This window comes from Candidatus Nitrosopumilus sp. bin_68KS (assembly GCF_054095825.1).
This window is the reverse complement of sequence record NZ_JBSWSP010000034.1, coordinates 14,792-34,547: the sequence shown is the minus strand read 5'-3', so window position 1 is coordinate 34,547 and position 19,756 is coordinate 14,792. Positions and strand designations below refer to the sequence as shown.

Genomic DNA, 19,756 nt, shown 5'->3' with positions numbered 1-19,756 from the left:
CAATACTCCAGGAATAATGATTCCAGAATTAATTAAAATAGGAATCATGCCACCAATGCCATTCAAAGCTGGAAAAATTGCAGTCTTGTCAAAAAGTGGAACATTACTCTATGAAATTTCTGATGCACTAACCAATGCAGGATTTGGTCAATCAATTACAATAGGTATTGGAGGAGATCCAATTAACGGAACAAGACTGATTGATGCATTTGAGATGGTAAAAGACATTCCAGATTTAGAAGGAATGGTAGTTGTTGGAGAAATCGGAGGAGACTCGGAAGAAATGCTTGCTCAACGAATTATTGATAGTGGATTTAACAAGCCAACAGTTGCATACATTGCAGGCAGAGCAGCACCTAAAGAAAAGAGAATGGGACACGCAGGGGCAATTGTAATGGGGAATTATGGTTCTGCTGAATCCAAAATCTCAATGTTTAACAAGGCAAACATCCCAGTAGCAAAAAGACCTGCAGAAGTACCAGTGTTACTAGCAGGAAAGATGGATAAATCCGATTAGAATAAAAGAGAGAGATTCAGGAGTCAATTAAATGCCTATTACAGACCCAGAAAAAAAAAGAATTGCACAGCAAGCACGTCTGGTAATGAGAATATGTTTCAAATGTGGATGCAGAAATGATATTGGGGCATCACGATGCAGAAAATGCAGAAATCCATACTTGAGATTAAAGAATAGAAATCTCGGTGTCAAGAAATAGAACTAAAAATTCATCAATCTTTGCCTATAATTTACAATTGCAGATTTTAATTCATTATTGTATTTTAAGATGAATGATTTTGCAGATTCAGGATCTTCTAAATCTTCTAATAATAATTGAAGATCATCAGGTAATTGATCATTCATTTGGTATAGAACTTTAGCTGCCTCCAAATATTGCCCCAAATTTTCAGCATAATCGTATGCCAATTTCATCCTATCAATTAATGAATCAAATTCTTGCAGAGACATGTAAATAATTTTCCGGAATTGGTAGAAAAGCCCAAGGTAATTACATAATCATCTAATCTAAAGATAGAAAAGATCGTCTTTTTGTAGAATCTTTGGACCGGTCGTCTAGTTTGGTTTGGATGACGCACTCACACTGCGTAAGGGAAATAATTTCCCCGCAAAGGTCGTGGGTTCAAATCCCATCCGGTCCATCCCTCTAGTGTCCTTTTTTAAGTTCCACGATGTTAAAGAGTGAGAAATTGAAGATAACAAAAGAAGAATTTCAAAGGATTGGCGAGGAGAACCCCCTAGAGTTATTCCATCAGGGGATTAAAGCCAAAGAGACCCGAGAGAAATACACAAGGACATTACGACATGTATTGTGTAAGATTTTCGAGGATCTCTTTGAAGGAGATTTTGAAGAAAGGGTAAATCAGTTTGTAAAACTTGCAAAAGAAGATCCCGATTGGACTCGAGACTTACTGCTTAATCTTTCAATTAAACTCAAAGAGAGAACCAACCTTCCAAAGGAAAATACAGACTATCTAAATCCAAGCTCAGTTGACAATTACTTCAAGCCAATCAAGAAGCTCTTTGACATGTCAGGAGTGGTGATTTCATGGAATCGAGTTTATGCGACATTTCCAGAACAAAATAACGTTTCAGATTCCAGAGGATGGAGCAGAGATGAAATTCAAAAGATGTTAAAATTTACCAACGGTTCCATCGACAGAGCAATAATCCTACTCAGTGCAAGTTCAGGAATCAGAGCAGGGGGTTTTGATTTGAACTGGCAAGACCTGACTCCTGTGTATGAGGTAAATGACCAGCTAAAATTCGACATAACAGAATCCGAAGAAGAACATGCAACTATTGCATGTGCAATGATTAGAATTTATCAAGGAACAAGTTTTGGATATCCAGCATTTATCACTCCTGAGGCATATGATGCCATAATGGATTACAAATCAGATTGGATTAGAGAAATTGGCAGAGAACCAAAGGGAGAAGACCCAATATTCAAAAAAGAGGGAACACTACTTAGAAGAACCACTCCAGTAGGAGTCAAGAAAAGAGTGGAGAGAATCATCAAAAGAGCAGGATTGCGAGAGCAAATCAAAGGTAAACGATACGAAGTTCCAATAATGAACGGGTTTAGAAGATTCTGGAACAAAACATGCAAAGAATCACTTTCAAGGGATTCGCCACTAGGATCACTGATCAAAAAAGAATTCATGATGGGGCATACTGGATTGATTAAACTTGACAGAAACTATTTCAAGACCCACACTTTGGAGCTGGCAGAAGAATATCTCAATGCGGTTCCAAATCTCACAATATCAAATGAAAAACGCCTGAGACATGAAAACAAAAAGAAAACAGAAAAGATTGAAAAACTTGAAAGACAGCAAAAGGAAATTGACTTTTTGAAAAATGAAGTTAAAAGAATTGATCTTAGAGCAAAGATTGCAGAAGAGATCAAACAAGGTTTGATGGAATGGTCAGAAAATCATCCAGAGCAATTATCGCCAATGAACATAGCAAAGACAGATTTTGGAAAATCTTCAAGTTTGGATGACATGGTTGAGCATTTTCTCACAGAGCATGATGGGAACATTGACGGATTAAGGGAAAGGTTTGCCAAAAGTTCCAAAATCACAGTGATTGATGACTAGTTAGACCACATATGGTATTAGATGGAAAGACACCTGCTGATATGTGTGGGATTGAAATCAAGGGAGAAAATAAATGGATAACAGTAATCTAGAACGCAAAGAAAAAGTAAAGAAACTCACTCGGCTAGGCTTCAAAGTAATATTGACTGTTGTTGATTACTTGGTTTGATGAAGTTCGGATTCATGTCTGCATACACCACAGTAAAGTGGCTTGTCAAAAGGAATCAATCCCATCTGTAATAGATATTCCAATGCCGATGCTAATTCATAACGTTGATGACATTTAGAACAGGAAATTTTCATGAAAGTATTATCATCATACAAAACATATTATCAATACTCCATATATAGGGAGCAACTGAAAGTCAACACTAGAATTTATCAACCGATCGTCAACACGAAGAATTATCAGACACTGTTCATTCTTAGGTAGATTTTAAGAAGTTGACTTTTTTTCGTCAATTTCATCTACCAATTCATCACCAAAATCAAACTCACATGAATTATGCAGACCCACCTCAATGCATGCAGTTACAAAATCATTGATTGATTCCCCGACAAGATTGCATCGTTCCCTTAGTTCATCATGCAGTTTTGTCGGAATACGGGCAGAAACAGTTCTAGACATTTGTTTACAGTCGTATACGGTTGTTTTGGGTTTTAAACACCATCAGAGGTTCGGAACGTAGAGGTTTTGGGATCGACCGGATTCGAGTCTGTGAGGTTCTATAGAGGTTCTACATCACGGGGATTCAGATACTGTTTTGGGAATTAAAATGGACGCAGATAGGCTTAGTTAAGAAGATTTAGTATGAGATGCAATTCTTTTTTCACTTGGTTTGTGTTTTCCTGTAACGATATAGTTGATAGCATCACTCATGAAAACTGCATGATCTCCAATTCTTTCAAGGTATCGTAAGAGTAAAGCTTCAGCTAGAGCACATTTTGTATTGTTTGATTCAATTAATTTTGGTAATCTTTCTTTGTAGATTTTATCAATGAATGCTTCATCTTCTTGAATTTTTACTGCCTTTCTAACATCTAATTCTGCAAAAGAGAAGACAGCTTCCTTTATCATGTGTTTTACCTTTTTTGTAATTTCAATCAGGGATGCATTTGTACATTCAGAAATATCTCCAAACAAATCTCTCACTTGAGTTATATCATAAGCATATCTTCCAAATCTTGAAAAGGCATATGAAATCTCAGTAGAAGAACGAATCATTCTAAAGTCATCTGCAACTGGTTGATACTTTAACAACATATCAAAAATCAAATCTTCAACTTCGAAATACTTGTTACGAATTGAATCAGATAATTCGTAAACTTGATCATTAGTATTTTTCCCTTCAAGATATGAATCAACAGCTAAAGAAACACATTCTATAGCCATATCTCCCATCTCAGACATTATTTGAGACAGTTTTTCAAGTGAAGGATCAATTAACCTAGTCATTATCCAAATTGCCCCTGAACATATTTTGCAGTCAGTTCATTTTTTGGATCAGTGAATAGTTTCTTTGTCTCTCTAAACTCAATTAATTCTCCAAGATACATAAATCCAGTATAGTCTGAAACTCTAACTGCCTGTTGCATGTTATGAGTTACAATTATTATTGTGTAGTCTTTTTTTAGTTCTGTAATTGTTTCTTCAATTTTCTGAGTTGCAATTGGATCAAGTGCAGATGCAGGTTCATCCATCAATAAAACTTCAGGTTGAATAGCAAGTGCTCTTGCAATGCATAGTCTTTGTTGTTGACCCCCTGATAATTCAATTGCAGACTTTTTCAAATCATTTTTCACCTCATCCCAAAGATATGCCATCTTTAATGTGTCCTCTACAATCTCATCAAGTATTCTCTTATCTTTTACTCCATTTAATTTTAGACCCGCAGTGACATTATCGTAAATAGACATGGTTGGAAATGGGTTTGGTTTTTGAAAAACCATTCCTACTTTTCTTCTATGATAAATTGGGTCTATGGATTTATCGTAAAGATCAATATCATCAATCATTACTTTGCCTTCAACTTTAGCATTTTTTGTCATGTCATGCATCCTATTGAGACACCTAAGGAAAGTGGTCTTGCCACATCCAGAAGGTCCAATTAAAGCAGTGACAGATTTTTCTGGAAATTTCATTGTGATATTTTTCACGCCCATTGTATTACCATAATAAATAGAAACATTTTCTGCAATCATTTTGAATTTTTTTTCTTCATTAAACTCAGAGGAGTGAATTTCTGGATCAATAGAATTTGTAATTTTTGGTGGAGATACACTCAATGTAGTCATCTCTTAGTATTCCCTCCTTGTCGGATTAATCTAGACAGTATTCCATTTCCATTAGAAAAGTGATATCGAACAGCCATGTTGATTCCTATGATAACCAGTATCAAAACTAATGCAGCACCCCAACCCTGTAATTGTGAACTCTCATACGGTAGTAATGACAATCTCCAAATTCTTAGAGGTAATGCATCCATTGGAACATCCATACTGCTGAAGAACTGACTACTTCCAAGAATGGTCATTATCAATGGAGCAGTTTCGCCGCCTATTCTTGAAACGGAAAGCAAAATTCCAGTAATCATTCCACTTTTTGCAGCAGAGATTACGATTCTAAAAGTAATAACCCATTTTTTCAAACCTAGGGCAGTTCCTGCCTCACGATAAGTTACAGGAACCATTTTTAGGGATTCTTCAGTAGTTCTTGCAACAATTGGAAACATGATTAAAGCCAATGCAAATGCACCGGCCCAAACTGAAAAATGACCAAGAATTAATACAATTACTAAAAATGCAAATATTCCCAAAACTATAGATGGGAATTCCATAAACACATCATTGAAAAATCTAACATTCCTTGCAAGTCTATTATCACCAAATTCAGCGAGAAATATTCCAGACATTACACCAATCGGAACACCAATCAAACTTGCCAACCCAATTATAATTAAAGTGCCTTGGATTGCAGGACCAATACCGCCTTCACCTGAACCAATAGAACCAGGAATTGCAGTTAAAAACTCATAACTTATTGCAGATATTCCATTTTTGAATACTTCAACTAGAATACTAGCAAGAGGAACGATTGCAATTATCACAAATGCCAATATTATAATGTGAACTATTTTATCAACAACCAATCTCTTTTTTACATTGTTTTTGAATAAAGCTCTATACTCTTGTCTTTTTTCATTAGCAGTACTCAATTGTTGATTGCACCCTCCTTTACTTTCATCATTCTAGTTACTAGAAGATGCGCTACAACATTAATTACAATTGCAATGAGTAAAAGAATCAAGGCAACCCCAATTAAAGCAGGAAGGTGTAAAGATGCCGGTGATGCTTCAACAAACTCGTTTGCAATAATACTAGACATTGTTTGACTTGGTTTGAAGAAAGATGAGGGGAATGCAGAGATGCCTGTTGTATTTCCGATTAACATTGTGACTGCCATTGTTTCACCAACAGCTCTGCCAAGTCCTAGAATGGAAGCTCCAATTAATCCAGTTTTAGAATATGGAAATACAGCTAGCTTAAACATTTCCCATTTTGTTGCACCTAGCATGTATGCAGCTTCTCTTTGTTGTTGAGGAACTGCTTTCATTATTTCACGAGATACTGATGAAACAGTTGGAATAATCATTATAGCTAAAATTACACTTGCTGTAATTAGATCAAGACCAAATGGAGTTCCTGAAAATAAAAATATTGAATCTCCAAATAAATCATGTAATGGTTTCTCCACCCAATCTTGAAAGTAAAGTCGAAAAACTAAAAGACCCCAGAGACCATAAATTATGCTTGGAACTGCTGCTAAAAGTTCAACTAAGAACCCTAAAGGACCACCAATTTTTGCAGGAGCGTCTGAAATGAACATTGCAATGCCAATGCTTAGAGGAACCCCAATTACCATTGCCAAAGCAGCAGTAGCCAGCGTACCTGCAATGTATGGTAATGCCCCAAAAGATTCCCTTCCTTCAACGGCATTCCAATCAGTTCCAATCACAAATGAAAGTCCTTCTGCTTCCCAAATTGGGTATGATTCAGAAATTAACTCAAATACCATCAGAGCTATAATTACTAAAACAAATGCTCCAGCAATGGTTGCACCTAACTTGAATGTTTGATCGGAGTTAATTTTCTTTTTATGTGGTGTAACTAGTTTCTTCTCCACAAAGTTTCAACATGAATTACGAGTTATCTAGAAAATGATCATAAATTATGTAGAATATGATACAGATTTAGATCTATATAGATTATGTTCAGAAGTGGTATAACAACAAAAAGATAATTGACATCATAGTTGCAAACATGTCAGAAATTAAACAAATAAGACGGTTACAATTAACTGGCGGTTCTACGTATACCGTATCATTGCCAAAAACATGGATTGATGAATTGCAACTAAAAAAAAATTCCATTGTCACTTTGATAAAGAATCGCAATAGCTCAATTACATTATTTCAAGAAGAACAAAATAGAAAGACTAATGCTACTGCACTAATAGGTAAGAATGATTCAAAGGAATCCATACGAAGAAAAATTATTGCAATGTATCTTTCAGGTTACAAAACTATTGAAATTAAAACAAAGGGAATAGAAATTCCCACTACACACAGGGGGGCAATAAGAGATTTGGTTAGAACAACCCTTATGGGTACTGAAATCATAGAGGCAAGTTCAGAGAAAATAACATTGCAAGTTTTAACACAGCTTGCACAATTGTCTTTTGATGTTGCGCTTAAAAGAATGTACATTGCTGCAACAAACATGCATCAAGATGCCATGGAAGCATTAAAGGGGTTAGATTCAGAACATGCTGAAGAAGTTCTCAAAATGGATGATGAAGTAGACCGATTCAGCCTTTATTTAATGAGAAATCTAAATTTATCATTAGAAAATGTACAGGTTTTACTAGATTCTGGCCTCGAAAAACCTTCAGATTGTCTAGGTTATAGAACTGTTGTAAAATGTGTTGAAAGAATTGCAGATCATGCAGTATTAATTGCAAAGAAAGTAAAATATCTAGATTCTGCAATAGACAAAAAAATTCTAAAAGGAATAGAACAAATTAGCAAGGAATCACTTACTGTTTTTGAAAATTCAATTACAGCACTTTCCAAAAGAGATTATGATATGGCAGAAAAAGTTGCATCAGATGTGACAAAAGTAATAGAAAATGAGAAAAAACTAATGGATTCACTCAAACCAAATGTCAACACAGCCATAATAAAATTAATTTTAGAAGACATTAGAAGAACTGCGGAATATTCAAGCGACATATCTGAAATTGCAATAGACGGTACAGTACAAAGTGTCATTGAAGAATCTTATAAAAAATAAAAAAATTAGACTTTGAGAATACCTTGTTGAATGAGGTATTGTAATCCATTGATATAGTCTTGATCAGTTATCAATCCTTCAGACCACCACTTTGCATTATCTCTAATCCATTGTGGAATTCCCAAAGCTGTACCAGCATCGGCTTCATAATTCCAAAGAGTTTCTCCATCATAGGTTATTTTCGATAATCCTTGTTTGCCAAGCTCTGTTACTTGTTCAGCAAGTGGAACATATAGTAAACTTGATGAGAATTCTTGACCATCAGTTATCATCCAATGAATAATGTGGATGACGGCTTTTGCTTGTTCTTTGTTATTAGTTACGGATTTTAGATCATCATATACTAGCAAGTATGTAAAACTTGCAATAGGGTATGAGTCATAACCGGGTGCATTTACAAGTGATACTTCAACCCAACTGTCTTCAGCAGCAGGTAAAGTATCAGCAACACCACTTGATGCAGCAGATATGCTGTCTAAAGAGGGTTCAATAAATGCAGATTTTTCAGCATTTTGAATTGACGCATAACTCATTGATGTTTGAAACGCATAAGCCAATTCAACATATCCAATTGAATATTCTGTGGACTTTACAATTGTTGCAACTCCTTCATTTCCAGCTGCTGCAAGACCCAAAGGCCATGGAACAGATTTTCCTTTACCTATTTGCTCGTCCCATGTAGGACTGATTGTAGTTAGGTAATCAGTGAATATGAAAGTGGTTCCAGAACCATCTGATCTGTGTGCTGTAACAATTTCTTTGTCTGGAAGATTCAATCCTGGATTTTCTGCAGTTATTGCAGGATCGTTCCATCTTGTAATTTCTCCCAAAAAGATTCCAGATACAGCATTAGAAGTTAATTTTAGTCCTTTGTTTGGAACTTCAGGAAGATTATACACTATAACTACACCACCTATGGATTCAGGTATGTGTAGTGTTCCAGGAGCTAACTCTCTTTCTGCTTCACTCATAGGTTTATCAGATGCTGCAAAATTTACAGTTTTTTCAATGTGCTGTTTAATTCCACCACCACTGCCAATTGATTGATAATTGAGGTTTACGTTGTTGTGTACATTATTGTATTCAACTCTCCACAAATCAATTAGGGGGAATGGAAATGTTGCTCCTGCTCCTGTCAAAGTGAATTCTTGATTTGGATCAGGTACATCAGGAGTTGTTGTCGCGTCTGCGTATAATGGAGTAATAATTGCTCCAAGTGCAGTCAATAAAATCAGTAACGATGTTTTTGTCTTCATTAATGAGAATGAATTGAAAATTCTATTTACAAATACTAGGCATAGATTATGTTAGTTCCATATACTATATAGAAAATGAATGGATATTATGGACCCAAAAAGGCTTGAACCTTTCTTGTAGAGTAAAACAGATTTAGATAGTTCATATCGTAAAAGTTTGAATCTGCAGAGTTCCGCACTTTCATTAGGTAAAAAAAGTTTATAGTTTAACAATTCTCAGTCACAACGGAACGCAAAAAAGAACCATCAAAATGCCAACTCTGTGAAGATTTGGAATTTAATTGACTTGAATAATTCCTTTTTCCACCAGATATTGAATGGAGTTAACTAATTCAGCGTCAGATGTAAGACCATTAGACCACCATCCAATATTTTGACGAACCCAATCTGGAACTGTATTATCAGAGCTACCAGTGTTACCAGACAAATTTGGAATCTCAATTATTTCCTCAGTAATCAAATATTCAATTCCATCAACAAATTCAAAATCTTCAATCAATCCATCAGACCACCAGGATGTAACATTTTTGAAGTATGATGGAATTTGGATTTTATTTAATTGAAAATCCACTTTGCCAAAATTTTCTTCGTCATAAGATGCAATTATGCTAAAACTCCCAGATTCCCAATTATCTGCAATACTGATGTGTGCAGTAAAATCACCATTAGATTTGCCAGTGATTATCACATTAGATGTTAATCCACTAGGATGAATAATCTTTAATGTAATTGGTTCCCCTCTTTGATAATTTTTAATATTACCATTTACTTCAACTGTGGATTTCTCATTATCTGTAACGGTAATATCCTTTTCATCAATCTCTAAACTTCCAATGTTGGATATTACTGGAATATTTTGTACAGAAACAGAAGTGATAGAAAATGATGCAGAGCCAATTTCATTATTAAGATAAGTTGCTAATAGATGATAAGATCCCACATTCCAATTAGAATCAAGTAGAACTGGAGTAGAAAAAATGCCTTCCTTATCTGCTTGAGTTTTAAGAATTATGGAAGTATTATCAGGCTTTATGATTTCAATTAGTATCATCTGTCCTGAATTATAATCAACTACAGTTCCAGAGATATTAAGAATTGTAGGAGCAGTTTCAGAAATAGAGACGGAATCTTGGTTAATATTTAGCGAACCATGTTCAGTGGAGCTACCAGAAATGGCAGAAACAGATACAAAATTTGAACTGGCAATTATCATTACAAGGATTGATGTAAAAATTATGCCAGAGTTCAATATCATATATCCTAAAGAAATATCTTTCAATAATTAAAGAATTGTAAAAGATGAATTACTAGAGATTTGAACAGGATTAAAGAAGAGGGATTTGGTTACCAAAAATTGAATTCATGTGTGATTTGTTCACTAAATTCAAACGCCACCACTTATTCTACAAATCAATCATAATGTAATGAATATTCGTGTAATACTAATTGATGATTACAATGATGTGACCGGAGTAATTTCAGAATTTCTGGGATTTAATTCAATTGACGTGATTGCTATTGGGAAAAACGGAAAAGATGCAGTGGAACTATACGAAAAGCATCTGCCAGATGTTGTTGTAATGGATTATCTAATGCCTCAATTTAATGGGCTGTACGGACTAGAAAACATTCGCAAGATAAATCCCAATGCCAAAGTAATCATGCTAACAGGAAGTGTAGATGATGTGTTACACGGTAAATTAATAGAAACCGGAGCTTCTGCAATATTACCCAAACCATCTAGTATGAATATAATTATGGAAACAATAAAAAAAGTTTCAATTAATAATTCAATACCACTAAGTAATTAAGAAATAACATAATAAAATCGAAAATTTGATTAGATCATCTTTCCAGTGTAGAAACAAAATTAGATATACTGTTTTGACTAATTGATGTATCAAAAATATTTTTTATTTTATTGAGAATTGAATCATATGAATTCCCATAAAGACTAATCAAGACAGATTTTAGACTTTCAGGATGATCAAATATTTCACTAGTAGTAATGCTATGATCTTCTTTTAATTTTCTATTTACAATTTCAAGGGAGTTAACACCAATTCCAAGTAATACATGTTCAATTACTGTTGCCACTAACTCTCTGTAGGTTTCATCAGCATTTAGATTTTTGATTTTATATTCATCCATAGAAATCATTTCCAAAATAAAATGCGGAATTAAAGAAAAAGAGGCTTTTATTTTTTATCAGATAACTATGAAAAATAATAAAATCAGACATTATGATATCATGATTAACATATTTTCTGGTTTTAATAGAAATGTTGTTCATTTTAAGCACATATAGTATAAATAATAATTATTCAATTTATCAAAAATTAACAGAAATCAAGTAATTCAAAGAGACTAGTTAAAATGGAACAAAACTAAATCAATTCTATGAAAGCTAAGTTTAATGGTAAATGTGTAGAATGTGGAGAATCAATTAAGGTAGGCAAGGAAATATTGAAAAATTCAGATGATAAATGGGTTCACAAGGCATGTTCAGATTTAGAAGAAGAATTACCATGATTTACTAGAATAAAATAGTAAAAAATTTTTTAAGTAACTTTGAAAGAATACAATCAGATGAATTTAAAATCCAAAATTGTTTTGATGGTATCAATTCTAGTAGTACTGTCCATCGGAATAATACCAGTAGAAATTTCTGCACAAACTAACGAAGTTACAATTACTCCAATTAATGAAGAGATTAGTTTGGAAAAAACCGTAGCCACAATGAATGTGCCTAAAGACAACACACTCCCATGGGGTTTTGTTAAAGGAGCACCATCAGAATATGTTGAAAGATTTCCGGTAATTATTCAGTTTTACAGTGGGGAAGATCCTGTTCATTTTGCTCAAGTGGATGTAAAGGGAGATGGATCTTATGAATACAAATTCAGAGTTAGAAATCTTGATTCAACCACAGGCGAATTCGTAAATATTTTTGAAGGAGATTATACCGTAAAGATTTTCAGAGTAATTCCAAACACCAATGATTTAGTTTAAAATCAATAAGGTGTTCCAATTTCTCTTTGTTTAGCAAAAGCTGATACATACCACTCAAATTCATCTAAAAATTTAGTAATTCTTCTCTCATAATTTTTATCCAATAATTTTCCATCATTATCAAGTACATCTTGTACTTTAGAAATCGGTAATTGTGATGGGATTGCAGGCATTCCCATTTCTGCCAATATTTGCCGCAAATGGTTTCCAGCAAGAATCCCTCCAAATGAACCTACAGAATATGAAACGATAGCTGAAGGTTTGAAGAAATATTCTTCTAGAAAATAATCTAATGTATTTTTTAACGCAGATGAAACGCTGTGATTGTATTCCGGAGTTATCGGAACATAGCCATCTGCATCTTGAATAATTTTTTGGAGTTCCTGCAATTTTGTAGAAGGAAATTTCATTTCTTTGTACATTTTATCAAGCATTGGAAGTTCCAATTCCAAAGGATCCACCATAGAAACCTGATGGTCTCGGCTTTTCAATTGTTCAACTATCCATTTTGCAACTTTAATTCCTTGTCTTTCAGATCTTACAGAACCAATAATGACTACAATTTTTGCCAATAGGCACCAAATAAAAAAATATGATAAAAGACTTTTTCTAAATTTGGTCCAGAATTAATTCACAGAATTCATATATTGAGTGAATAGTGGAAGAGCTAGAAAATGAGTAAGAATTTTTGGCACGACATAGAATCAGGAAATGATATTCCCGAAATTATCAATGTAATTGTTGAGATTCCAAAGGGTTCAATGAACAAATATGAATATGATAAAAAACACAATATGATAAAATTAGACAGAGTACTTTTCTCACCATTTCACTACCCCGGTGATTATGGACTAGTTCCCCAAACATTGTCTGATGACGGAGATCCACTTGATGCATTGGTACTAGTAACAAACTCAACATATCCAGGAATTCTAATTGAAGCAAGACCAATTGGATTACTACAAATGAAAGACGATGGAAAACTAGATGATAAAATAATTTGTGTTGCAACAAATGATCCTAGATATCTACACACTACAGATATTTCAGATATTGAAGATCATTATCGTTCAGAAATTGCCCACTTTTTTCAAGTGTATAAAGACCTGGAAGGAAAAAAAGTGGAGATTTTAGGTTGGAAGTCTGCAAAAGAGGCAAAAATTGTGATTGTGGAATCGATAAAAAGATACAAAGACACTTTGAAAAAATATTAGTATGTCAAATAAATGCGAACATTTCTCTGAAGAAAGAGAAATCTCTCCAAATACAAAAAGTTGTGAGGAATGTGAAAAAGAGCACTTGCCAGTTGTTGCAATTAGAATGTGTTTAACATGTGGTCATGTTGGATGTTGTGATTCATCAATTGGAAAACATGCAACTAAACACTTTGAGGAAACAGGACATCCAGTTATGAAAGCAATCCCCAAGGATATTTGGAAGTGGTGTTATATTCATGAAGAATATTACTGATATTATCAATCATGTTTAGTTCATTGTTCGTAGTTGTTTTTCAGTATCTCGAATAAAATCTTCATATTTCATTATCTGCGTAGTGATTCGAAATGCATTCATTTGATCCTCGTTAGCTTTTGAGCCTAAGAGAGGCTTTCTGAGTGCCATTAGTCTCTGTTGTTCTTCAGTTGCTTTGAGAATATCATTTCTAAGGTCATCTCTTGTTGCCACGTACAGTATACGTGAATTTGAGATTTAAGAATTTCAACACATATTGATTTTTTAATAGTTACAAATTGGTATTTTTAATGACAGTGTATCAACTTGGGAAATGGGATCTATCAGAATTAGCAAATGATCCAAAAAGCAGAGCATTTCAAAAACAAATTCGAGAATTGGAAATACAGTCTAAAAAATTTGAAAAAATAAAATCTAAATTAGATCCCAAAATGTCATCAGAAAAATTTATGAGTATTTTACATCAGGTGGAAGAAATCTCAGAAAAAATGAGTAAGATTGGCGGATATGCATCTTTGTCATATTCATCAGACACACAATCTGATGAGGCAACATCACTTATGACCAAAATGTCAAAATTAGGGTCTGAGATTTCAAACAAAATATTATTTTTTGATTTATGGTGGAAAACTCAAGTTGATGACAAAAATGCAAAGAGACTGATGGAAAATACTGGAGAAATTAAAGAGTATTTATCACACAAAAGATTATTTGCAAAATATGCACTTAGTGAACCTGAAGAGAGAATAATCAACACCCTAGATGTTACTGGGATCTCTGCACTTGTAAAACTCTATGACAAAATAACAAATGCTTACGAGTACAAAATGAAAATAGGAAGTAAAACAAAAAAAATGACAAGAGAAGAACTTACAAATTATGTTCGAAGTACAAATCCCAAAATTCGCGAAACTGCCTACAAAACAATTTTGACAAAATATTCGGAAAACAAGGGTGTAATTGGCGAAATATATCAAAACATTGTTCTTAATTGGAGAGACGAAGGGATCGAAATTAGAGGTTACAAATCCCCAATATCAATGAGAAACATTGGAAACGATGTCGATGACAAAACTATAAAATCACTTCTTTTAGTATGTAGAAAAAATTCCCCAGTATTTCAGAAGTTTTTTGCTCAAAAAGCAAAGATGTTGAAAATGAAAAAATTAAGAAGATATGATTTGTATGCACCAGCAGCAGCTAACATTAAAGAAAAGAACTATTCTTACAACAATTCAGTTAAATTAGTTTTTGAATCTCTAGGAAAATTTAGTGAGACATTAGAAGAATTTGCAAGAAAAGTATTCAATGAAAAGCATATTGATTCATCAGTAAGACCAGGAAAGAGAGACGGAGCATTTTGTAGCACATTAACTCCAAAAATTACACCCTATGTTCTAGTGAATTTTACAGGAAAGTCAAGAGACGTGTTTACTTTAGCACATGAGTTAGGCCATGCAGTCCACAGTCAGGCTGCACAAAACAGATCAATTCTTGTTCAAGATGCCCCATTACCATTAGCAGAAACTGCATCCACATTTTCAGAATTATTACTATATGATAATTTATCAGACAAAATTTCAGATAACGAGAAAAAGATCATGTTATCTGAAAAAATAGATGATCTATATGCAACAATTCTCAGACAATCATTTTTTACCATTTTTGAAGTTGATGCTCATGAGCAAATTGGAAAGGGCACTACAGTTGATGAGATTTCAAAAACATATCTCAAAAATCTCAAAGAGCAGTTTGGAAATTCAGTAAATCTTTCAGAAGACTTTGCAATAGAGTGGAGTTGTATTCCACATTTTTACCATACACCATTTTACTGCTATGCATATTCTTTTGGAAATTTACTTGCATTATCACTATTTCAAAGATACAAAAAGGAAGGGAAAGACTTTGTTCCATCATATATTGAAATTCTTAGTGCAGGCGGTTCAAAGAAACCAGAAAAACTCCTATTAGAACATGGTTTTGATATAAGATCTCCAAAATTTTGGCAAGAAGGATTTGATTATGTCAGTAACCAAGTTAGAGTATTATCATCATTGAATTAGATTGTTAGATTAATGGGGCTGACAGTCCAACGCATGGACTGTCAGCTTGTTCCCCGAACGGTTTGAATTCGATGTCAACCTACAAAAAAAGGCAATCTGATTTAAACGTTTGAAGTTACTATAGGCCCAATTTTTTTGGTTTAATTTTCCTAATCGTACCAGCAAGAATTCCAATAGTAAATCCTAATTGATATAGAAAATACAAAAGAACTTCAAACGTACTTGGAGTGAGATCTGTTAATCTACTCAAACCAGTAAGTAAAAGTAAAAGCACACTAGAAAATAAAACAAATATTTTTGCAGCCCCACCAAGATTTGTAAATTTTAAAAGAACAAATGTCATCACAGTAACAGAAATTGCCAAAATAGTTAGAAAGCCAGTATTCATTCCAAAAATCAAAAATAACGAGGAAGCAATCTCCCCAGTATTTCCTGCAGGTAAATTAAAGAGATCTATTTTTTCAGGAGATGCAAATCTAGGAACACTCAAAATAGCATTTGCTAAAAATAAAAAAAACAAAGTTACAGAAACCGTCTTTATATGATTTTGAAGACGTGTGAATCTTACAAGAATAGAACGTCCCAAAATTATTCCTTGAATAAGACCAATTCCAAAAACTACCAAAACGGCTATTAGTTGTATTATAGGTTCATTGAAAGTTTCAACAAGAAACGGAATTAAGGCCATTACCAGTAAATTATTCAAACGAAGGGAATATTATCTAATTGGTATGGATTTTTGCCAATATTATCAAACCAATATACTTCAACATCTAAAGTAGGAGTAAATTTTATAATTTCCTCAATATTTGAAACACCATGCAAAAGTTAGTTTTTTTATTTTTTCTAGTTACAACAATTGGAGTTTCAGTAAATTATTCATATTCACAAGAAATGAGTCTTGCAACTTTTCAAGAAACGGCTCAAATAATTATTGACAAGAGCATATCGCAAAATGTTACTGCCTCAATCACACTACAAACTACTAGTATTCAAGAGATCAAAATTCCAGCAGAGTTAGAACAAAGAATTAGAGAGAATGGAAATATTTCTGCAGTAACTGTAACTAATCAGAACCAGTGTGTATTGGGAGTAAATAACGAGTCATGTATTTTGATTAATGTAAAGAGAAATCCAGATGATAAGAATTTTCTACAAATTCAAAATAGGACCATCCAGATCGCAGGTGAATTTATTGATGAGATAAACGAGATGCTAGACACCAATGCCAAACTTCATTCGACATTTATCCATAGTACGGATGAAGCAAGAGTTGCCATGGAAACCTCAGGAGTAATTTCTGGAAGAGGGACTATTTCTGCAGTATATACAATGCCGATGGAAGATACAGATTCAATGTATGAAAAAATTTCTGCAATATTAATTCCTAAAATAATTAGAGAATCAGGAGGGTTTTATGATGTTGCAAGAAACCTTTCACAACAAGAAAATTCAAAAATGACATTCTCAATTATCCCAACTGAAAACAAATCATTACTTCAATTAAGACTATCAGCAAATTATCCTCAAACGGCATCAGAAATTAATGAAGTTAGTCCATTAGAATTTTTAAAAACAAATGAATTAAAAAGATCAGATTATTTTTCATCAGGATTTTACCCTCTGAACTCAATAATTCAGATAGTAGTACTAGATACTAAAGATACGAAGGTTTCAGATGTGAAAGGAAACATCACACCCTCACAAATCATAGGTGATGAAAGAATCCCAATAGACATTTCACAAAAGGGTTGGATTTTTGATCCACAAGAAGGACAAAGAATTCAAGGAAAATATATTTTCGGTAAAGATACGACAATTAGCAAACAAGAACTAGAGTTTTCCCTAGGAGGGGAACAATTACAAATCAAACAACATGAAAAAATAGAATTTGATGAGTCAATCATAGTTGTAATCATTATAACTATTGTCGCAATTGGTGCTGCAATATTCTATCTTAAAGGATATAAAAAATAATTATAACAAGAGTACAGCTGCGGCAAATACAGTAGTCCATTTTCCATCTTTATCACCTTTTGTTGACTGGGTAATATTTTTTGTATTGTATATTTTTCCTGAAATTGACCACTGTTGTCTTTTTTCATCCCAGTTTTTATCAACATCAAATGGAATTCCTAATGATGATGCCAACATTTGTGCTGCAATGTCTTCAGCATAATCACCGGCCTGAGTCTCGTTTTGACCAAAAGATTCGTATTCTGAAAGATAACCATATCGACCATTATCCTTAGGGATTGCAATTCCTACAGAAGCTGCACACATCCTATGTGGTTCTCTAGTCTGATTTTTTGAATAAATTGTAAACAGTATCTGTCCAGGACTAATTTGTTTGAGGCCTTCTTTTCTTGAAATCAATTTTGCTTTAGGCGGAAATATACTTGATATAAGAACTAGATTGGTTCCAGCAATTCCTGCATCCCTTAATGCATATTCAAAACTAGTTAGTCGATCTTCATGTACGCCTTTTCCTTTTGTTAGAAATAATTTTTTAGCAACTAAATCAAGCATTTCTGAATTCATGAACGATAGTTATTATTTATACTTTAATTGATAATGGAATTTTAAAATATAATCGAGAAAAACTAAAAATCTCAATCTAATCGCTTTTTCTTTTCTTCTTTCTTTTATCAGGGGATTTTTGAACTTGGGTCAGAAAGATGAATGTAAAGAATGCTCCTAAACCAACATTGATGAGACCCATAAAAGTAATCATCATGGTAATTGATGGGGGTGCAATACTTAATCCAATAATGATTCCAATTACTCCAGTAGTAAAAAACATCATCATCAGAACCTTAACCCTTGTTGGTTCAATGTATCTCATATGTCGTATCAAAATACTGCAATATTATAAACTGACGGTCAAACAAAGAGATCAAAACACAGAATACTCTCAGAAATAATCTTGGTAACATTTTAAACCTGAAAAAATTCATTTTACTTTGTGCCAATGTAGCTCAGCCTGGTTAGAGCAGCTGATTTGTAATCAGCAGGTCGTGGGTTCGGATCCCGTCATTGGCTTTTTCTATATTTCTATAATAAATTCCAAATTTGGCAATACGAATAAGTATGCTAGATTTTGCCATTAATCAAATTGAGTTCTGAGGATTTCGAAGATAATCAAAAAAATGAAGATAAACAGTTGGTAAAAAAATCAACATTTAATGTATTAATAATTAGTTTAATTGTTATAGTTGGGATTGCTGCATTTTTTGCAGGATCTTATGTCTCTAATGTTAATTCCAATCAAATTACAGAAGAAGATCTTGATGATGCAATTGCCAAATTAGAACTTAAAATATTACAAAATCAGTTACCTACAAAACAACCAACACCCATAGTAAGAATTTCAGCAGATAATGATCCAATTATTGGAAATCCGGATGCACCAATTACAATAATAGAATTTTCAGATTTTCAGTGTCCATTTTGTGCTAGATTCCACATTCAAACACTTCCATTAATTCTTGAAGAGTATATTGAGCAAGGTAAAGTGAAATTAGTTTTTAGAGATTTTCCTATTCAAAGTATTCATCCTAATGCATTACCTGCATCTATTGCAGCTGAATGTGCAAATGAGCAAGGAAAATTCAGAGAAATGCATGATATGTTGTTTGACAACCAAAATCAATGGAATAAACTAGAAACTGATGATGTACTTTCTTTGTTTAGTAATTATGCATTAGAGATTCAATTAGATCAAGAAATATTTGAGTCATGTCTAACTAGTGGCAAGTATATCGAAGAGATTAGAAAAGATCTTGATGATGGTAGAGATTACGGAGTATCAGGTACGCCTGGATTTTTTGTAGGAAATGAAAAGATAGGATTTGTAGAACTTAAGGGTGCACAGCCGTTTGAGAGTTTTAAAAAAATTATTGATGCTCAATTAGAGGCGTAAATAATAACAAGCGTTTATTACACCTTCAAAGTCATTTTAATTATCGGAATAATGACGTC

At 33.5% G+C, this 19,756-nt stretch carries 27 protein-coding genes and 2 tRNA genes; 14 read left to right on the top strand and 15 right to left on the bottom strand.

Annotated features, from left to right (window positions below):
- Together ACW9W3_RS11085 and ACW9W3_RS11080 are read left to right on the top strand one after the other, a co-directional pair.
- The coding region (locus ACW9W3_RS11085; RefSeq protein WP_457766186.1) for a succinate--CoA ligase subunit alpha at nucleotides 1-517 on the top strand (517 nt) is incomplete at its 5' end.
- Nucleotides 518-548: 31 nt separating this feature from the next.
- Nucleotides 549-716, top strand: a complete 168-nt coding sequence (locus ACW9W3_RS11080) for a 50S ribosomal protein L40e (RefSeq protein WP_008299211.1) — start codon at nucleotides 549-551, stop codon at nucleotides 714-716.
- A gap of 2 nt (nucleotides 717-718) precedes the next feature.
- Here ACW9W3_RS11080 and ACW9W3_RS11075 read toward each other — a convergent pair whose 3' ends face one another.
- Nucleotides 719-967 (bottom strand): hypothetical protein, encoded by a 249-nt coding sequence (locus tag ACW9W3_RS11075; protein WP_457766185.1) that lies wholly within the window; start codon nucleotides 965-967, stop codon nucleotides 719-721.
- Between the two features lie 94 nt (nucleotides 968-1,061).
- On the opposite strand from ACW9W3_RS11075, the gene ACW9W3_RS11070 reads away from it, so the two are divergent.
- Nucleotides 1,062-1,158: transfer RNA gene (locus ACW9W3_RS11070), tRNA-Val, on the top strand.
- A 48-nt stretch (nucleotides 1,159-1,206) separates the two neighbouring features.
- Complete coding sequence (locus ACW9W3_RS11065) at nucleotides 1,207-2,622, top strand: integrase (RefSeq protein WP_457766184.1); 1,416 nt, start codon at nucleotides 1,207-1,209, stop codon at nucleotides 2,620-2,622.
- Between the two features lie 156 nt (nucleotides 2,623-2,778).
- Here the strand turns inward: ACW9W3_RS11065 and ACW9W3_RS11060 are convergent, their stop codons facing one another.
- The 6 genes from ACW9W3_RS11060 to pstC all read right to left on the bottom strand — a co-directional run bounded on the left by ACW9W3_RS11060 (nucleotide 2,779) and on the right by pstC (nucleotide 6,805).
- Nucleotides 2,779-2,925, bottom strand: coding sequence for a hypothetical protein (locus ACW9W3_RS11060; protein ID WP_457766183.1), 147 nt, complete (start codon nucleotides 2,923-2,925; stop codon nucleotides 2,779-2,781).
- Between the two features lie 133 nt (nucleotides 2,926-3,058).
- The gene (locus ACW9W3_RS11055) at nucleotides 3,059-3,250 is read right to left on the bottom strand and encodes a YlcI/YnfO family protein (protein ID WP_457766182.1); all 192 of its coding nucleotides are present in this window, start codon (nucleotides 3,248-3,250) and stop codon (nucleotides 3,059-3,061) included.
- A 168-nt stretch (nucleotides 3,251-3,418) separates the two neighbouring features.
- Entirely contained in the window at nucleotides 3,419-4,078 is a 660-nt protein-coding gene (locus ACW9W3_RS11050) for a phosphate signaling complex PhoU family protein (protein ID WP_457766181.1), read from the bottom strand.
- Nucleotides 4,078-4,917, bottom strand: coding sequence for a phosphate ABC transporter ATP-binding protein PstB (gene pstB / locus ACW9W3_RS11045; protein ID WP_457766180.1), 840 nt, complete (start codon nucleotides 4,915-4,917; stop codon nucleotides 4,078-4,080). Before pstB ends, ACW9W3_RS11050 begins: the two co-directional genes overlap by 1 nt.
- Entirely contained in the window at nucleotides 4,914-5,837 is a 924-nt protein-coding gene (gene pstA, locus ACW9W3_RS11040; protein WP_457766179.1) for a phosphate ABC transporter permease PstA, read from the bottom strand. The genes pstB and pstA overlap by 4 nt, the downstream gene beginning before the upstream one ends.
- Entirely contained in the window at nucleotides 5,834-6,805 is a 972-nt protein-coding gene (gene pstC / locus ACW9W3_RS11035; protein WP_457766178.1) for a phosphate ABC transporter permease subunit PstC, read from the bottom strand. The genes pstA and pstC overlap by 4 nt, the downstream gene beginning before the upstream one ends.
- 137 nt (nucleotides 6,806-6,942) lie before the next feature.
- On the opposite strand from pstC, the gene ACW9W3_RS11030 reads away from it, so the two are divergent.
- Nucleotides 6,943-7,974 carry a PhoU domain-containing protein gene (locus tag ACW9W3_RS11030; RefSeq protein WP_457766177.1) on the top strand — a complete coding sequence of 344 codons (1,032 nt, stop codon included), beginning with the start codon at nucleotides 6,943-6,945 and terminating at the stop codon, nucleotides 7,972-7,974.
- A 5-nt stretch (nucleotides 7,975-7,979) separates the two neighbouring features.
- Here ACW9W3_RS11030 and pstS read toward each other — a convergent pair whose 3' ends face one another.
- A complete protein-coding gene (pstS, locus tag ACW9W3_RS11025; protein WP_457766176.1) occupies nucleotides 7,980-9,230 on the bottom strand; it encodes a phosphate ABC transporter substrate-binding protein PstS in 1,251 nt (416 codons plus the stop codon).
- Between the two features lie 277 nt (nucleotides 9,231-9,507).
- Nucleotides 9,508-10,479: a hypothetical protein gene (locus ACW9W3_RS11020; protein ID WP_457766175.1), complete on the bottom strand. Its 972-nt coding sequence runs from the start codon at nucleotides 10,477-10,479 to the stop codon at nucleotides 9,508-9,510.
- A 175-nt stretch (nucleotides 10,480-10,654) separates the two neighbouring features.
- Here ACW9W3_RS11020 and ACW9W3_RS11015 point away from each other — a divergent pair, with 175 nt between their 5' ends.
- A complete protein-coding gene (locus ACW9W3_RS11015) occupies nucleotides 10,655-11,041 on the top strand; it encodes a response regulator (protein WP_457766174.1) in 387 nt (128 codons plus the stop codon).
- Between the two features lie 34 nt (nucleotides 11,042-11,075).
- Here ACW9W3_RS11015 and ACW9W3_RS11010 read toward each other — a convergent pair whose 3' ends face one another.
- Nucleotides 11,076-11,381 (bottom strand): hypothetical protein, encoded by a 306-nt coding sequence (locus ACW9W3_RS11010; protein ID WP_457766173.1) that lies wholly within the window; start codon nucleotides 11,379-11,381, stop codon nucleotides 11,076-11,078.
- A gap of 249 nt (nucleotides 11,382-11,630) precedes the next feature.
- On the opposite strand from ACW9W3_RS11010, the gene ACW9W3_RS11005 reads away from it, so the two are divergent.
- Together ACW9W3_RS11005 and ACW9W3_RS11000 are read left to right on the top strand one after the other, a co-directional pair.
- On the top strand, nucleotides 11,631-11,762 hold the full coding sequence (locus tag ACW9W3_RS11005) for a hypothetical protein (RefSeq protein WP_255465256.1): 132 nt from the start codon (nucleotides 11,631-11,633) through the stop codon (nucleotides 11,760-11,762).
- 39 nt (nucleotides 11,763-11,801) lie between these two features.
- On the top strand, nucleotides 11,802-12,242 hold the full coding sequence (locus tag ACW9W3_RS11000; RefSeq protein ID WP_457766172.1) for a hypothetical protein: 441 nt from the start codon (nucleotides 11,802-11,804) through the stop codon (nucleotides 12,240-12,242).
- Between the two features lie 2 nt (nucleotides 12,243-12,244).
- Here ACW9W3_RS11000 and ACW9W3_RS10995 read toward each other — a convergent pair whose 3' ends face one another.
- Nucleotides 12,245-12,814, bottom strand: a complete 570-nt coding sequence (locus tag ACW9W3_RS10995; protein ID WP_457766171.1) for an NADPH-dependent FMN reductase — start codon at nucleotides 12,812-12,814, stop codon at nucleotides 12,245-12,247.
- Between the two features lie 102 nt (nucleotides 12,815-12,916).
- Between ACW9W3_RS10995 and ACW9W3_RS10990 the strand changes: the two genes are divergently transcribed.
- Together ACW9W3_RS10990 and ACW9W3_RS10985 are read left to right on the top strand one after the other, a co-directional pair.
- Nucleotides 12,917-13,456: an inorganic diphosphatase gene (locus ACW9W3_RS10990; protein WP_457766170.1), complete on the top strand. Its 540-nt coding sequence runs from the start codon at nucleotides 12,917-12,919 to the stop codon at nucleotides 13,454-13,456.
- Between the two features lies 1 nt (nucleotide 13,457).
- Nucleotides 13,458-13,712, top strand: coding sequence for a UBP-type zinc finger domain-containing protein (locus ACW9W3_RS10985; protein WP_457766169.1), 255 nt, complete (start codon nucleotides 13,458-13,460; stop codon nucleotides 13,710-13,712).
- Nucleotides 13,713-13,727: 15 nt separating this feature from the next.
- On the opposite strand, the gene ACW9W3_RS10980 is transcribed toward ACW9W3_RS10985, so the two are convergent.
- Nucleotides 13,728-13,925, bottom strand: coding sequence for a hypothetical protein (locus ACW9W3_RS10980; protein WP_457766168.1), 198 nt, complete (start codon nucleotides 13,923-13,925; stop codon nucleotides 13,728-13,730).
- Nucleotides 13,926-14,002: 77 nt separating this feature from the next.
- Here ACW9W3_RS10980 and ACW9W3_RS10975 point away from each other — a divergent pair, with 77 nt between their 5' ends.
- Nucleotides 14,003-15,775 carry a M3 family oligoendopeptidase gene (locus ACW9W3_RS10975; protein ID WP_457766167.1) on the top strand — a complete coding sequence of 591 codons (1,773 nt, stop codon included), beginning with the start codon at nucleotides 14,003-14,005 and terminating at the stop codon, nucleotides 15,773-15,775.
- Between the two features lie 118 nt (nucleotides 15,776-15,893).
- Here ACW9W3_RS10975 and ACW9W3_RS10970 read toward each other — a convergent pair whose 3' ends face one another.
- A complete protein-coding gene (locus ACW9W3_RS10970; RefSeq protein ID WP_457766166.1) occupies nucleotides 15,894-16,463 on the bottom strand; it encodes a hypothetical protein in 570 nt (189 codons plus the stop codon).
- A 131-nt stretch (nucleotides 16,464-16,594) separates the two neighbouring features.
- Here ACW9W3_RS10970 and ACW9W3_RS10965 point away from each other — a divergent pair, with 131 nt between their 5' ends.
- Nucleotides 16,595-17,752 carry a hypothetical protein gene (locus ACW9W3_RS10965; protein ID WP_457766165.1) on the top strand — a complete coding sequence of 386 codons (1,158 nt, stop codon included), beginning with the start codon at nucleotides 16,595-16,597 and terminating at the stop codon, nucleotides 17,750-17,752.
- On the opposite strand, the gene ACW9W3_RS10960 is transcribed toward ACW9W3_RS10965, so the two are convergent.
- The gene (locus ACW9W3_RS10960) at nucleotides 17,753-18,304 is read right to left on the bottom strand and encodes a pyruvoyl-dependent arginine decarboxylase (protein ID WP_457766164.1); all 552 of its coding nucleotides are present in this window, start codon (nucleotides 18,302-18,304) and stop codon (nucleotides 17,753-17,755) included.
- An 88-nt stretch (nucleotides 18,305-18,392) separates the two neighbouring features.
- Nucleotides 18,393-18,620: a hypothetical protein gene (locus ACW9W3_RS10955; protein ID WP_457766163.1), complete on the bottom strand. Its 228-nt coding sequence runs from the start codon at nucleotides 18,618-18,620 to the stop codon at nucleotides 18,393-18,395.
- A 122-nt stretch (nucleotides 18,621-18,742) separates the two neighbouring features.
- Between ACW9W3_RS10955 and ACW9W3_RS10950 the strand changes: the two genes are divergently transcribed.
- Both ACW9W3_RS10950 and ACW9W3_RS10945 read left to right on the top strand, forming a co-directional pair.
- Nucleotides 18,743-18,817 (top strand) — tRNA-Thr (locus ACW9W3_RS10950).
- Nucleotides 18,818-18,890: 73 nt separating this feature from the next.
- Nucleotides 18,891-19,697, top strand: a complete 807-nt coding sequence (locus tag ACW9W3_RS10945; protein ID WP_457766162.1) for a thioredoxin domain-containing protein — start codon at nucleotides 18,891-18,893, stop codon at nucleotides 19,695-19,697.
- The last annotated feature ends 59 nt before the right edge of the window (nucleotides 19,698-19,756 follow it).

What these genes read in the sequence shown, in the direction of transcription:
- ACW9W3_RS11060 (WP_457766183.1), bottom strand. Translation starts at nt 2,925, where the DNA reads ATGAAAATTTCCTGTTCTAAATGTCATCAACGTTATGAATTAGCATCG.
- ACW9W3_RS11010 (WP_457766173.1), bottom strand. Translation starts at nt 11,381, where the DNA reads ATGGATGAATATAAAATCAAAAATCTAAATGCTGATGAAACCTACAGA.
- ACW9W3_RS11050 (WP_457766181.1), bottom strand. Translation starts at nt 4,078, where the DNA reads ATGACTAGGTTAATTGATCCTTCACTTGAAAAACTGTCTCAAATAATG.
- ACW9W3_RS10960 (WP_457766164.1), bottom strand. Translation starts at nt 18,304, where the DNA reads ATGCTTGATTTAGTTGCTAAAAAATTATTTCTAACAAAAGGAAAAGGC.
- ACW9W3_RS10990 (WP_457766170.1), top strand. Translation starts at nt 12,917, where the DNA reads ATGAGTAAGAATTTTTGGCACGACATAGAATCAGGAAATGATATTCCC.
- ACW9W3_RS11005 (WP_255465256.1), top strand. Translation starts at nt 11,631, where the DNA reads ATGAAAGCTAAGTTTAATGGTAAATGTGTAGAATGTGGAGAATCAATT.
- ACW9W3_RS10965 (WP_457766165.1), top strand. Translation starts at nt 16,595, where the DNA reads ATGCAAAAGTTAGTTTTTTTATTTTTTCTAGTTACAACAATTGGAGTT.
- ACW9W3_RS11080 (WP_008299211.1), top strand. Translation starts at nt 549, where the DNA reads ATGCCTATTACAGACCCAGAAAAAAAAAGAATTGCACAGCAAGCACGT.
- ACW9W3_RS11075 (WP_457766185.1), bottom strand. Translation starts at nt 967, where the DNA reads ATGTCTCTGCAAGAATTTGATTCATTAATTGATAGGATGAAATTGGCA.
- pstS (WP_457766176.1), bottom strand. Translation starts at nt 9,230, where the DNA reads ATGAAGACAAAAACATCGTTACTGATTTTATTGACTGCACTTGGAGCA.
- ACW9W3_RS10975 (WP_457766167.1), top strand. Translation starts at nt 14,003, where the DNA reads ATGACAGTGTATCAACTTGGGAAATGGGATCTATCAGAATTAGCAAAT.
- ACW9W3_RS10985 (WP_457766169.1), top strand. Translation starts at nt 13,458, where the DNA reads ATGTCAAATAAATGCGAACATTTCTCTGAAGAAAGAGAAATCTCTCCA.
- ACW9W3_RS10955 (WP_457766163.1), bottom strand. Translation starts at nt 18,620, where the DNA reads ATGAGATACATTGAACCAACAAGGGTTAAGGTTCTGATGATGATGTTT.
- ACW9W3_RS11055 (WP_457766182.1), bottom strand. Translation starts at nt 3,250, where the DNA reads ATGTCTAGAACTGTTTCTGCCCGTATTCCGACAAAACTGCATGATGAA.
- ACW9W3_RS11015 (WP_457766174.1), top strand. Translation starts at nt 10,655, where the DNA reads ATGAATATTCGTGTAATACTAATTGATGATTACAATGATGTGACCGGA.
- pstB (WP_457766180.1), bottom strand. Translation starts at nt 4,917, where the DNA reads ATGACTACATTGAGTGTATCTCCACCAAAAATTACAAATTCTATTGAT.
- ACW9W3_RS11030 (WP_457766177.1), top strand. Translation starts at nt 6,943, where the DNA reads ATGTCAGAAATTAAACAAATAAGACGGTTACAATTAACTGGCGGTTCT.
- ACW9W3_RS10970 (WP_457766166.1), bottom strand. Translation starts at nt 16,463, where the DNA reads ATGGCCTTAATTCCGTTTCTTGTTGAAACTTTCAATGAACCTATAATA.